Genomic DNA, 11,775 nt, shown 5'->3' with positions numbered 1-11,775 from the left:
ACCACTAGGAGAGCCTCATGGGTAAGGAAAAATTCCAACGTAACAAACCGCATTGTAACATTGGTACAATCGGCCACGTTGACCACGGTAAGACGACTTTGACAGCTGCGATTACGAAGCAGTTTTCGGACAACTTCCAAGCATACGACCAAATTGACGGCGCGCCCGAAGAAAAAGCACGCGGCATCACCATCTCGACAGCACACGTTGAGTATGAGACTGAAGCACGTCACTATGCGCACGTTGATTGCCCAGGCCACGCTGACTATGTGAAAAACATGATCACCGGTGCGGCGCAAATGGACGGCGCGATCTTGGTTGTGAACGCCGCCGATGGTCCGATGCCACAAACACGTGAGCACATCCTTTTGGGTCGCCAAGTTGGCATCCCTGAAATGGTTGTCTTCATGAACAAAGTTGACCAAGTAGACGACGATGAGCTTCTTGAGTTGGTTGAAATGGAAATTCGTGAGCTTCTCACAGAGTATGGTTATGACGGCGATAATATCCCCGTGATTGCTGGTTCTGCTTTGGCTGCTTTGGAAGACCGTGACCCAGAAATCGGTTCGACTAAAATTGCTGAATTGATGGCTGCTGTTGATGCGTTTATTCCACAGCCTCCACGTGCGATTGACGAACCTTTCTTGATGCCAATCGAGGACGTGTTCTCGATCTCTGGTCGCGGTACCGTTGTAACGGGCCGTATCGAGCGCGGTGTTGTTAACGTTGGGGATTCCATCGAAATCGTTGGTCTCAAAGACACAACAACTACCACTTGTACTGGTGTTGAAATGTTCCGCAAACTGCTTGATCGCGGTGAAGCTGGTGACAACATTGGTGCGCTTCTTCGCGGTGTTGACCGTGAAGGTGTTGAGCGTGGTCAGATCCTTTGTAAGCCAGGTTCTGTTAAGCCACACACGAAGTTTGAAGCTGAGGTCTATATTTTGACCAAAGAAGAGGGTGGCCGTCACACGCCGTTCTTTGCGAACTACCGTCCACAGTTTTACTTCCGCACAACGGACGTAACGGGCACAGTTACGCTTCCTGAAGGCACAGAAATGGTTATGCCAGGCGACAACTTGAAGTTCACAGTTGAACTGATCGCGCCAATCGCCATGGAAGCTGGCCTCCGCTTTGCGATCCGCGAAGGCGGCCGCACTGTTGGTTCCGGTGTTGTCTCTAAAATCATCGAGTAAGCATTAGCTGCTTGACCAATTGATTGGCGTCCCTTACTTGGGGCGCCAATTCTTCTTAAAGAATCTGAATTCGATGTAGGTCGTACAATCCCGTGCGGTCCCACCTCTCAATTCTTAAAAGCCGCGAAAGGCTACGACATGCAGTCGCAAAATATTCGCATTCGGCTCAAGGCGTTTGATTTCCGTGTACTGGACGCCAGCACACAAGAAATCGTAAGCACCGCAAAGCGCACAGGCGCCACAGTTCGTGGACCTATCCCGCTGCCGAACAAAATCGAGAAGTTCACAGTTCTTCGCAGTCCTCACGTGAACAAGAAATCCCGTGATCAGTTCGAAATCCGCACGCACAAGCGCCTGCTGGATATCGTCGACCCAACACCCCAAACAGTAGACGCGCTGATGAAGCTCGACCTTGCTGCGGGTGTTGACGTCGAGATCAAGGTTTAAGGAGGGTATTTGATGCGCTCTGGTGTAATCGCAAAAAAGGTTGGTATGACCCGCCTTTTCTTGGAAGACGGCAAACAGATTCCTGTAACCGTTCTCCAACTCGAAAACTTGCAAGTCGTTGATCAGCGTACGTCTGATCGTGACGGCTATACTGCTGTTCAGCTTGGTGCTGGTACGGCCAAAGCAAAACGCACGTCCCAAGGGATGCGCGGCCACTTTGCTAAAGCCAACGTAGCGCCAAAACGGAAAGTTGCGGAATTCCGCGTTTCCGAAGCAAACCTCATCGCCATTGGCGCAGAGATTTCTGCTGAGCACTACATTGCAGGTCAAAAAGTTGACGTCTCTGGTACGTCGATCGGTAAAGGCTTTCAGGGTGCTATGAAGCGTCACAACTTTGGGGGCCTTCGTGCTACTCACGGTGTGTCCGTTTCCCACCGCTCGCACGGCTCTACTGGTCAATGTCAAGATCCCGGCAAAGTTTTCAAAGGTAAGAAAATGGCCGGACACATGGGTTCCGCTCGTGTGACAACTCAAAACCTTGAAGTTATGCGTACAGACGCTGACCGTGGCTTGATCATGGTTAAAGGCGCTGTTCCTGGTTCCAAGGGCGGTTGGGTCACTGTCAAAGACGCAGTGAAAAAGAAACTGCCTGACGGCGTTCCTTTCCCAGCAGCACTGAAAAGTGCCGTTGTTGAAGCAGCTGTCGCGGCTCCCGCAGAAGGAGCAGTAGAATGAAGGCCGATGTAATCAAACTCGACGGTAGCAGTGCCGGCACATTGGATCTGGACGAGGCCCTGTTTGGTCTTGAGCCACGTGCTGACATCCTGCACCGCGTCGTTCGCTGGCAGCGCAACAATGCGCAAGCTGGTACACACAAGGTTAAGACTCGCTCAGAAGTGAGCTACTCGACCAAGAAGATCGTTCGCCAAAAAGGCAGCGGTGGCGCTCGCCACGGTGCCCGTTCTGCGCCGATCTTCCGCGGTGGTGGTGTTTACAAGGGCCCAACGCCCCGTAGCCACGGCCACGAGCTGACGAAGAAATTCCGTAAGCTTGGTCTTTGCCACGCATTGTCCGCTAAGGCAGTTGCTGGTGAATTGGTTGTTATCGACTCAATCGATTTCAATGACGTAAAAACTTCGGTTCTGGCGAAAGCTATTAAAGAGCTGGGTTGGAAACGCGCATTGATCATCGACGGTGCCACCGTGAACGAAAACTTTGCGCGCGCCGCACGTAACATCGAAGGCTTGGATATCCTGCCATCGATGGGCGCTAACGTATTCGATATCCTGAAGCGTGACACTCTTGTGATCACTAAAGCAGGTCTCGAAGCATTGGAGGCACGTTTAAAATGAGCACCAAAGCAGCACAATATGATGTGATCCGTAAGCCGATCATTACTGAAAAAGCAACTATGGTTTCCGAAAACGGTGCCGTTGTTTTTGAAGTCGCGATCGACAGCAACAAGCCCCAAATCAAAGACGCTGTTGAAGCGCTCTTTGGTGTAAAGGTCAAAGCTGTAAACACCACGATCACTAAAGGTAAAACCAAACGTTTCCGCGGCCGCCCAGGCAAGCGTAAAGACGTTAAAAAGGCTTATGTGACCCTTGAAGAAGGCAATACAATCGACGTGTCCACCGGACTCTAAGATTAGCTTTCGCTAGAATTGAAGAGGCCCTCGCAGCAATGCGGGGGCCTTTTTGCATTTGTGTCGGAGAGAGAGAGTTTTTGTTGGATGACCGCTAAGCGGACAAAGTGCCAGTTCGCTGGGACTGCACCGATGTCCGTTCTTACGCATCTACGATTACTTGCTCGCAATTTCCAACTGATCAGGGACACGACTCTTGCCACTATAGTTGAAGATGGAGAACTGGAAGGCATCTCTTTTCATCTCTAAGACTAGGTCATTCTGAGCGGTTGCTAGAGCTTGGTACGCTGGGGCAAGAGCGGGGCTTTCAGGCGTCAGTTCATTATGAGCTTCGAGGTATCGTTGCTGCAGAACACCCCATGCCAGCAAAACAGATTTGTCAGCATAAAAAATGAGGCTAGGAAGACGCTTTGTAGCAGGTTTTAACGCGGCAAGGAATTCTTCTTCGGTCGTGTCCAAGTACATGTCGTTGAGCGGTGGAAGTTCGCTTAAGAAATCGAGATACGCCTTCCGTTTCTCTGCAAGGATTCGCTCAGACTCTGCGTAGAAACGCCCTAGCAGAAACCCGATAGCCGCCATAAACATACCGCCAATGGCAGTAAAAGTGCTAAACATATTCCAATTCCTATTTCACTTCTTAGACTCAATATTACCGTTAGTGCAAATTGGTTCCTTTGGATGGCTTCGTCGCTAGGCATGTATTCCAGAAAATACCGAGACTCAAAAGTTTGGTCGGTATGGGCGGTGTTCTCAACAGGTGGACGCAACACTTTAATCTTTAGGAAAAGATGGAGTGTTGATTATGAAGTATCGCCGCAGGATTTATTATTCAGCTGAGCAGCGTGCCGAGATCTGGGACCGTTGGCAGCGTGGGGAGTCGATGAGTTCGATTGGTCGGGTGTTTTACCGGCAATCATCTTCGGTCTTTTCCGTGATCTCACCGACGGGCGGCATCCGTCCATCAGATCGGAAACGTGACAAGCGGGCGCTTAGTCTCAGTGAACGTGAAGAGATATCGCGGGGGCTCAGCATTAAGCACTCCTTACGCGCAATTGCACGGCAGTTGGGTCGTACGCCTTCGACCATCAGCCGCGAGGTTCGGCGCAACGGTGGATCTGCTGGATATCGTGCGACGACGTCAGACCAGGCCGCGTGGGACTGCGCATTGCGTCCCAAGATGTGTAAGCTGGCTTGCCACCCCGCATTGAGCCGCGCAGTATCCGCTAAGCTGCGGCGAAAGTGGTCGCCCGAACAGATTGCAGGCTGGCTGAAGCGTGCATTCCCGGGAGAGGTGCAGAAACAGGTGTCACACGAGACGATCTATCGAAGCCTTTATATACAGGCGCGTGGGGTTTTAAAGAAGGAACTTCTCGAGCATTTGAGAGCCAAGCGCACGATACGCCGCTCCAAGCATGCCAGCCTCAAACGCAATGGTCTCGGCCAGATCAAGGATGCAGTGTCGATCAGCGAAAGACCAGCATCCGTCGAGGATCGGGCTGTGCCGGGGCACTGGGAGGGCGACCTGATCGGAGGCTCAAAGAACAGCTATATCGCGACACTTGTCGAACGCCATTCCCGGTATGTCATGCTGGTAAAGGTTGCGAATAAGGACACCGAAAGTGTCGTCTCTGGGCTGATCAAATCGGCTCAGAGGTTGCCACGCGAACTTTACAAATCTCTGACATGGGATCGTGGGAAGGAACTGGCAGATTACACGCGCCTGACCATGGCAACCGATGTCGATGTCTATTTTTGCGACCCACAATCGCCCTGGCAACGAGGATCAAACGAAAACACCAACCGGTTGCTTCGGCAGTATCTACCCCGTGGAACTGATTTATCTGCTCATTCCCAAGCAAAACTTAGTGCTATCGCCAGACAGTTAAACGAACGGCCTCGAAAGACCTTGCAATACCAAGCGCCCGCAGAGAAGTTCGCACAGTGTGTTGCGTCGATCAGTTGAGCCCGCCGCTCCGTGAGGACATTGGCTCGAATGTCAGTAGCGTCATAGTGCATGCGTCCCAAGTCCTTTCCTGCCATCCCGCGAAAATAATCCCCATCCAGTGTGGACCCCCCAAGTTAACATGATACTCCCCGCCAATGGTTCTCGGCCTCAGATTCGTTCTGGGGCTGTTTGCTGTTTTTATCGGGGACCTTCGGGGCTCTATAATTTGGCCACCTTCGGGGGGCTCACACCGCGGATCACGCCAGTAGGGCAGGGTTCGCTTAGCTAAACGGAAGACAGAAAGCATGGCATTAAAGTCGTATAAACCGACGACGCCAGGCCAGCGTGGGCTGGTTCTGATTGACCGTTCGGAGCTTTGGAAAGGACGTCCCGTCAAGACCCTCACAGAGGGTTTGACGAAATCGGGCGGCCGGAACAACACCGGACGAATCACAATGCGTCGCATTGGTGGGGGTGCTAAGCGCCTTTACCGTATCGTTGATTTCAAACGCAACAAAATGGACATCGCAGCCACCGTAGAGCGGATCGAGTATGACCCGAACCGGACGGCGTTTATTGCGTTGGTCAAATATGATGACGGCGAGCAAACTTATGTTCTCGCACCTCAGCGTCTCGCAATTGGGGATAAAATCATCTCCTCTGCAAAAGCTGACATCAAACCTGGTAACGCGATGCCTTTCTCGGGCATGCCTATCGGTACAATCGTTCACAACATCGAGTTGAAACAGGGTAAGGGCGGTCAAATCGCTCGTGCTGCTGGGACATATGCTCAGTTTGTTGGACGGGATGGTGCCTATGCACAAATCCGCCTCTCTTCTGGCGAATTGCGTTTGGTCCGTCAGGAATGCATGGCCACCGTTGGTGCCGTGTCCAACCCCGATAATAGCAACCAAAACATTGGTAAAGCTGGTCGCAACCGTCACAAAGGCATCCGTCCTTCTGTACGTGGTGTTGCCATGAACCCGGTCGATCACCCCCACGGTGGTGGTGAAGGTCGGACATCCGGTGGTCGTCATCCTGTGACACCATGGGGCAAACCAACCAAAGGTGCGCGTACACGTAACAAGAAAAAAGCGTCTAGCAAGCTGATTGTCCGCTCGCGTCACGCCAAGAAAAAGGGGCGCTAATCCATGTCTCGTTCTGTATGGAAAGGCCCATTTGTCGACTCTTACGTGCTTAAGAAAGCCGAAAAGAGCCGTGAATCTGGCCGCAATGAAGTTATTAAAATTTGGTCCCGTCGTAGCACGATCCTGCCCCAGTTTGTGGGTTTGACGTTCGGTGTTTACAACGGCCATAAACATATTCCCGTAAACGTCACAGAAGACATGATTGGTCAAAAGTTTGGTGAGTATTCGCCAACTCGTACTTATTATGGCCACTCTGCTGACAAAAAAGCGAAGCGGAAATAAGTCATGGCAAAAGTAAAAAACGCACGCCGCGTAGCGGAAAACGAAGCAATGGCGAAAGTCAAAATGCTCCGGACCTCCCCTATCAAGCTGAACCTTGTTGCGGCGATGATCCGTGGCAAGAAAGTTGACAAGGCTTTGACAGACCTGACCTTCAGCAACAAACGTATTGCTGCTGACGTTAAGAAATGTCTCCAGTCCGCGATCGCTAACGCAGAAAACAACCACAATCTGGATGTTGACTCGTTGATCGTTGCCGAAGCCTATGTTGGTAAAAACCTGACACTTAAACGTGGTCGTCCACGCGCACGTGGCCGGTTCGGCAAAATTCTGAAGCCATTCTCGGAACTAACAATCTTGGTTCGCCAGAATGAGGAGCAAGCATAATGGGTAATAAAGTAAATCCAATTGGCATGCGCCTTCAGGTTAACCGTACTTGGGATAGCCGCTGGTATGCTGACACTAAAGATTTTGGGAATCTCCTTCTGGAAGACCTCAAGATGCGCGAATTCATCAAGGAAGAATGCAAGCAAGCTGGCATCTCCCGGGTGATTATCGAGCGTCCACACCGTAAGTGCCGTGTAACAATTTACACAGCCCGTCCCGGTGTGATCATTGGTAAAAAAGGCGCCGATATCGAAGGTCTTCGCAAGAAGCTCGCAGCTTTCACCAAATCTGAATTGCACCTCAACATCGTTGAAGTTCGCAAGCCAGAGATGGATGCTGCTCTCGTTGGTGAGAATATCGCACAACAACTCGAGCGTCGGGTTTCTTTCCGTCGCGCGATGAAACGTGCGGTGCAAAACGCAATGCGTATGGGTGCCCTTGGTATCCGTGTTAACGTTGCGGGCCGTCTTGGCGGCGCCGAGATCGCGCGGACCGAATGGTACCGTGAGGGTCGCGTGCCTTTGCACACACTTCGTGCCGATATCGATTACGCACATGTCGAAGCGATGACTGCCTATGGCATCATCGGGATTAAAACCTGGATCTTCAAAGGCGAGATCATGGAACACGATCCTTCGGCGCATGAGCGTAAGCAACAGGAACTCCAAGACGGTCCAACACCTCGCGGTGCTGGCGGTCGTCGCTAAGGAGAAGATAGATGCTTCAGCCAAAACGCAGTAAATTCCGCAAAATGTTTAAGGGCCGTATCCACGGTCTTGCAAAAGGCGGATCGACGCTAACGTTCGGTACATATGGCCTCAAAACCATTGAACCAGAACGCATCACAGCGCGTCAAATCGAAGCCGCGCGTCGTGCAATGACACGTCACATGAAACGCCAAGGCCGTGTGTGGATCCGGATTTTCCCAGATTTGCCCGTCACCTCCAAGCCAACCGAAGTTCGGATGGGTAAAGGTAAAGGTTCTGTCGATTTTTGGGCCGCGAAAGTTAAGCCTGGTCGGATTCTCTTTGAAATCGACGGTGTAGACGAAGTTACTGCTCGTGAGGCTCTTCGCCTTGCAGCGATGAAACTGCCGGTGAAAACCCGCACAGTTGTTCGCGAAGACTGGTAAATCAGGTTTGACGCGCCCTGCGCGTCAAACCGAAACGGTGTAGCGGGTTTTCATCGAAAACCTGCGGGCCGTTCCAGACAGAAAGCCCCTGCCAAGAGATTGGCGGGGGCTTTTTCGTTTTGAGGCTGGGCTACAGAGAAAATCAGAAAGCTGCGCATATTGACGATATAATCAAATGTCCGCTGTGCGGGGCGGGCTCAACCGGTGAACGCAACACTTTAATCTTTAGGAAAAGATGGAGTGTTTTGAATGAAGTATCGTCGCAGGATTTATTATTCAGCTGAACAGCGTGCCGAGATCTAGGATCGATGGCAACGTGGAGAGTCGATGAGGTCGATTGGACGGGCGTTTGATCGCCAATCATCCTCCGTCTTTTCCGTGATCTCACCAACCGGTGGGATACGTCCACCGGACCGCAGACGCGTTGGGTCTGCGGTGAGCCTTTCGGAGCGCGAAGAGATATCCCGTGGGCTCAGCACCAAACAGTCCTTGCGCGCGATTGCGCGTCAGTTGGAGCGTGCGCCTTCAACGATCAGCCGAGAGGTTCGGCGCAATGGTGGCCTAACAGGCTATCGCGCAACCACCTCGGATCAAGCTGCATGGGATCGGGCTTTGCGACCCAAGATGTGCAAGTTGGCTTGTCACCCCAGATTGGCCGACGCAGTGTCAGCAAAACTGCGGCGCAAATGGTCGCCAGAACAGGTTGCGGGTTGGCTCAAACGCGCATTTCCGGGGGAGACGCACAAACAAGTGACACACGAAACTATTTATAGAAGCCTTTATATACAGGCTCGTGGCGTCCTGAAGAAGGAACTCCTGGAACATCTGCGCGCCAAAGGTACAGTCAGGCGATCCAAGCATGCAGGCCAGAAACGCAACGGTAATGGTCAGATCAAGAATGCTGTATCTATCAGTGAAAGACCCGCATCCGTTGACGATCGTGCCATGCCAGGGCACTGGGAAGGCGATCTGATCGGTGGATCCAAGAACAGCTATATCGCGACACTTGTTGAGCGGCATTCACGATACGTCATGTTAGTGAAAGTCGCGAACAAGGATACCGAGAGCGTCGTTACGGCGCTGATTAAATCGGCTCAGAAGTTGCCGCGCGAGTTCTACAAATCCCTGACGTGGGATCGCGGAAAAGAGCTTGCGGGTCATCCGCGCTTTACATTGGCAACCGACGTAGATGTCTACTTCTGCGACCCTCAGTCACCGTGGCAGCGCGGATCAAACGAAAACACCAACCGGCTTTTACGGCAATATTTGCCTCGCGGAACCGACCTATCCGTCCATTCCCAGGCAAAACTCAGCGCTATCGCAAGGCAACTAAACGAACGCCCGCGCAAGACCTTGCAATATCAAACGCCAGAAGAGAAGTTTGCACAGTGTGTTGCATCGACCGGTTGAGCCCGCCGGACATAACTGCCGTTGGGCATTCTAAACGAATTCCGCTCTTCTGTTCTTTACGTCAACCTGTTCGGATTGAAATTTAAATGAAAAATCTAATAATCTTCTTGCTTTCTGTTCTTTTGATCTGGTTTGGATCAACGATAGTTCGACTTGAAAATATCAACTATGCCAATATCTTAAACATGTGTCCTGCATTCGTTCCAAGTCAGCCGAGTACCTTTACGGAAACGCAGGAGTGTTTTGACGAAGTGCAAACGCGAACCAGTTTCATTTGGCATCTGCTCTATGGATTGAAATTGATTTAGTCTAGCAACTTTGGGCTCATAGCCGACTTTTGAGGAGATGCCTCTCATCTCCAAGCGTAGTTGAAACTCACGCTAATACGTTCCTCTTCTGTCATATTCATAGGCACTTCGTGGCGCAGCCAGCTCTCCCACAATAGGACGTCACTCACTTCTGGTTTGATATAGGTGAAGTTGCGCATTTCTGGTCGGGCATTGGCAATGCGGGTTGGTGCGGCCATCATCATTTGGGAGCGGGGGTCCTCGAATTTAATCGCGCTCGCACCTTCAGGCATGGTGACATAGGTCGTGCCACTAACGATGCTGTGAGGATGGATATGGGAGGTATGAATGCCGCCTTGGGGCAGGATGTTTATCCAGATATTGTCGAGAACAACTTCCTTGCCATCTAGATCAAATTCGAGGTCCTTGACGAAGGCCGCAACATGTTTGTCGAGTGCTTTGACGAGATCCTCAAAGATGGGAAACCGCCAGCCCAAGTCCGTGAGGGAGGCATAGCTGGTATAACCCGGAAAATCATTGTCTTCGCACCATTGCTGGCCTGCCTCATCGTCTTCGGCGATTGAGAGGCACGACGTTTCGAGTTCATTCGCGTCAATGGCATCCCCGAATTCATTTAAGGCGGCGCGATAGAGGCGGGTAACAAAGAGGGAATTGATCTGTGACATTTTTGGGATACCTGTGTGGTCTTTGGTGTGGGAAAATCCGTGAGGGCAGTTTATCAGGTGGGGGAGGGCATGTCTTGTGCGATTGTGGGGCCTGTCACTCGCATGCTGGAATACCTCGAAATTGGGGCTCCCAGTGGGGAAACCTCAACATTTACTGGCCGCGGCAAACTTTCCCTTGCCCTCCCTGCGACTCCCAATTATAGACACACATCTCGTGGATTCCAGCTCGCTGGGATTCGCTTGTTTTGCTATTCATCCACCAGGCTTTTGGTGACCCTGAAATAACGTCAGGGGCCGGCTGGTGTTTTGAGAAAGGAAGAGGCGCATGAACGCCAATGAACTACGTGATAAGACACCAGATCAGCTTCAAGACGAGCTGGTTGCGCTGAAAAAGGAATCGTTCAATCTTCGGTTCCAACAAGCGACGTCGCAACTCGAAAACACCGCACAAGTTAAAACTGCACGTCGTGCAGCCGCTCGTGTAAAAACAATTCTTAACGAAAAGGCCGCAAAAGCGGCTGGCGAATAGGAGCCACGATATGCCTAAACGTATTTTGACTGGCACTGTAACAAGCAACCAAAACGCGCAAACAGTAACTGTTTCCGTTGAGCGTCGCTTCACGCACCCTGTTTTGAAGAAAACCATTCGTAAGTCCAAAAAATATCGGGCGCACGATGAACAGAACGCTTTCAACGTTGGTGATCAAGTTCGCATTCAAGAATGTGCACCAAAGTCGAAAACGAAACGCTGGGAAGTTCTTTCCGCTTAAGCGGGGACTTTTCAGATTTACGAAACCCTGGGGACAAGCCATTGGATGGCCCCCATAGGTCGGGAGAAATCGCATGATCCAAATGCAGACAAATCTCGATGTTGCTGACAACTCCGGCGCTCGCCGTGTTCAGTGCATTAAGGTTTTGGGTGGCTCTAAGCGTAGATACGCTTCCGTAGGTGACGTTATCGTCGTCTCGGTTAAAGAAGCCATCCCTCGTGGGCGCGTTAAAAAAGGGGACGTCCGTAAGGCCGTCGTCGTACGCACCGCTAAAGAAGTATTTCGTGAAGATGGCACAGTGATCCGTTTTGATCGCAATGCAGCCGTTATTCTGAACAACGCTAATGAGCCCGTAGGTACACGTATCTTCGGCCCAGTTGTTCGTGAATTGCGCGCAAAAAGCTTCATGAAGATCATCTCGCTTGCACCGGAGGTGCTGTAAG

General features: G+C 51.5%; 16 protein-coding genes and 1 pseudogene. 15 read left to right on the top strand and 2 right to left on the bottom strand.

Features of this window, described 5'->3' with window-relative positions:
- Positions 1-17: 17 nt before the first annotated feature.
- From tuf to RC74_RS04280, 5 genes are all read left to right on the top strand, one after another.
- Positions 18-1,196: an elongation factor Tu gene (tuf, locus tag RC74_RS04300; protein ID WP_062628133.1), complete on the top strand. Its 1,179-nt coding sequence runs from the start codon at positions 18-20 to the stop codon at positions 1,194-1,196.
- Positions 1,197-1,334: 138 nt separating this feature from the next.
- The gene (gene rpsJ / locus RC74_RS04295) at positions 1,335-1,643 is read left to right on the top strand and encodes a 30S ribosomal protein S10 (RefSeq protein ID WP_038999803.1); all 309 of its coding nucleotides are present in this window, start codon (positions 1,335-1,337) and stop codon (positions 1,641-1,643) included.
- A gap of 12 nt (positions 1,644-1,655) precedes the next feature.
- Complete coding sequence (gene rplC / locus RC74_RS04290) at positions 1,656-2,378, top strand: 50S ribosomal protein L3 (RefSeq protein ID WP_038999801.1); 723 nt, start codon at positions 1,656-1,658, stop codon at positions 2,376-2,378.
- Positions 2,375-2,995 carry a 50S ribosomal protein L4 gene (gene rplD / locus RC74_RS04285; protein WP_038999800.1) on the top strand — a complete coding sequence of 207 codons (621 nt, stop codon included), beginning with the start codon at positions 2,375-2,377 and terminating at the stop codon, positions 2,993-2,995. The genes rplC and rplD overlap by 4 nt, the downstream gene beginning before the upstream one ends.
- Entirely contained in the window at positions 2,992-3,288 is a 297-nt protein-coding gene (locus tag RC74_RS04280) for a 50S ribosomal protein L23 (protein WP_038999799.1), read from the top strand. The genes rplD and RC74_RS04280 overlap by 4 nt, the downstream gene beginning before the upstream one ends.
- A 156-nt stretch (positions 3,289-3,444) precedes the next feature.
- Here the strand turns inward: RC74_RS04280 and RC74_RS04275 are convergent, their stop codons facing one another.
- Complete coding sequence (locus tag RC74_RS04275) at positions 3,445-3,903, bottom strand: hypothetical protein (protein ID WP_038999797.1); 459 nt, start codon at positions 3,901-3,903, stop codon at positions 3,445-3,447.
- Positions 3,904-4,090: 187 nt separating this feature from the next.
- Here RC74_RS04275 and RC74_RS04270 point away from each other — a divergent pair, with 187 nt between their 5' ends.
- The 7 genes and pseudogenes from RC74_RS04270 to RC74_RS04240 all read left to right on the top strand — a co-directional run bounded on the left by RC74_RS04270 (position 4,091) and on the right by RC74_RS04240 (position 9,589).
- Positions 4,091-5,251, top strand: a complete 1,161-nt coding sequence (locus RC74_RS04270; protein ID WP_039001108.1) for an IS30 family transposase — start codon at positions 4,091-4,093, stop codon at positions 5,249-5,251.
- Positions 5,252-5,538: 287 nt separating this feature from the next.
- Complete coding sequence (rplB, locus tag RC74_RS04265) at positions 5,539-6,381, top strand: 50S ribosomal protein L2 (RefSeq protein ID WP_039001092.1); 843 nt, start codon at positions 5,539-5,541, stop codon at positions 6,379-6,381.
- A gap of 3 nt (positions 6,382-6,384) precedes the next feature.
- Positions 6,385-6,663 carry a 30S ribosomal protein S19 gene (rpsS, locus tag RC74_RS04260; protein ID WP_039001093.1) on the top strand — a complete coding sequence of 93 codons (279 nt, stop codon included), beginning with the start codon at positions 6,385-6,387 and terminating at the stop codon, positions 6,661-6,663.
- A 3-nt stretch (positions 6,664-6,666) separates the two neighbouring features.
- Positions 6,667-7,047: a 50S ribosomal protein L22 gene (gene rplV / locus RC74_RS04255; protein WP_039001094.1), complete on the top strand. Its 381-nt coding sequence runs from the start codon at positions 6,667-6,669 to the stop codon at positions 7,045-7,047.
- The gene (gene rpsC / locus RC74_RS04250; protein WP_039001095.1) at positions 7,047-7,754 is read left to right on the top strand and encodes a 30S ribosomal protein S3; all 708 of its coding nucleotides are present in this window, start codon (positions 7,047-7,049) and stop codon (positions 7,752-7,754) included. Before rplV ends, rpsC begins: the two co-directional genes overlap by 1 nt.
- 11 nt (positions 7,755-7,765) lie before the next feature.
- A complete protein-coding gene (gene rplP / locus RC74_RS04245; RefSeq protein ID WP_039001096.1) occupies positions 7,766-8,179 on the top strand; it encodes a 50S ribosomal protein L16 in 414 nt (137 codons plus the stop codon).
- A 249-nt stretch (positions 8,180-8,428) separates the two neighbouring features.
- Positions 8,429-9,589: pseudogene (locus RC74_RS04240) on the top strand (IS30 family transposase).
- Between the two features lie 352 nt (positions 9,590-9,941).
- Here RC74_RS04240 and RC74_RS04230 read toward each other — a convergent pair.
- A complete protein-coding gene (locus tag RC74_RS04230; protein WP_039004077.1) occupies positions 9,942-10,562 on the bottom strand; it encodes a 2OG-Fe(II) oxygenase family protein in 621 nt (206 codons plus the stop codon).
- A 325-nt stretch (positions 10,563-10,887) separates the two neighbouring features.
- Here RC74_RS04230 and rpmC point away from each other — a divergent pair, with 325 nt between their 5' ends.
- The 3 genes from rpmC (at position 10,888) to rplN (ending at position 11,774) form a co-directional block, all read left to right on the top strand.
- Positions 10,888-11,091, top strand: a complete 204-nt coding sequence (rpmC, locus tag RC74_RS04225; protein ID WP_039004075.1) for a 50S ribosomal protein L29 — start codon at positions 10,888-10,890, stop codon at positions 11,089-11,091.
- Positions 11,092-11,101: 10 nt separating this feature from the next.
- A complete protein-coding gene (gene rpsQ / locus RC74_RS04220) occupies positions 11,102-11,332 on the top strand; it encodes a 30S ribosomal protein S17 (protein WP_039004074.1) in 231 nt (76 codons plus the stop codon).
- Positions 11,333-11,405: 73 nt separating this feature from the next.
- Positions 11,406-11,774: a 50S ribosomal protein L14 gene (gene rplN, locus RC74_RS04215; RefSeq protein ID WP_039004073.1), complete on the top strand. Its 369-nt coding sequence runs from the start codon at positions 11,406-11,408 to the stop codon at positions 11,772-11,774.
- Position 11,775: the final 1 nt, after the last annotated feature.

This window comes from Falsihalocynthiibacter arcticus, assembly GCF_000812665.2.
In the GTDB taxonomy this organism is placed as follows: Bacteria; Pseudomonadota; Alphaproteobacteria; order Rhodobacterales; family Rhodobacteraceae; genus Falsihalocynthiibacter; species Falsihalocynthiibacter arcticus.
This window is presented reverse-complemented; position numbering and strand designations above follow the sequence as displayed.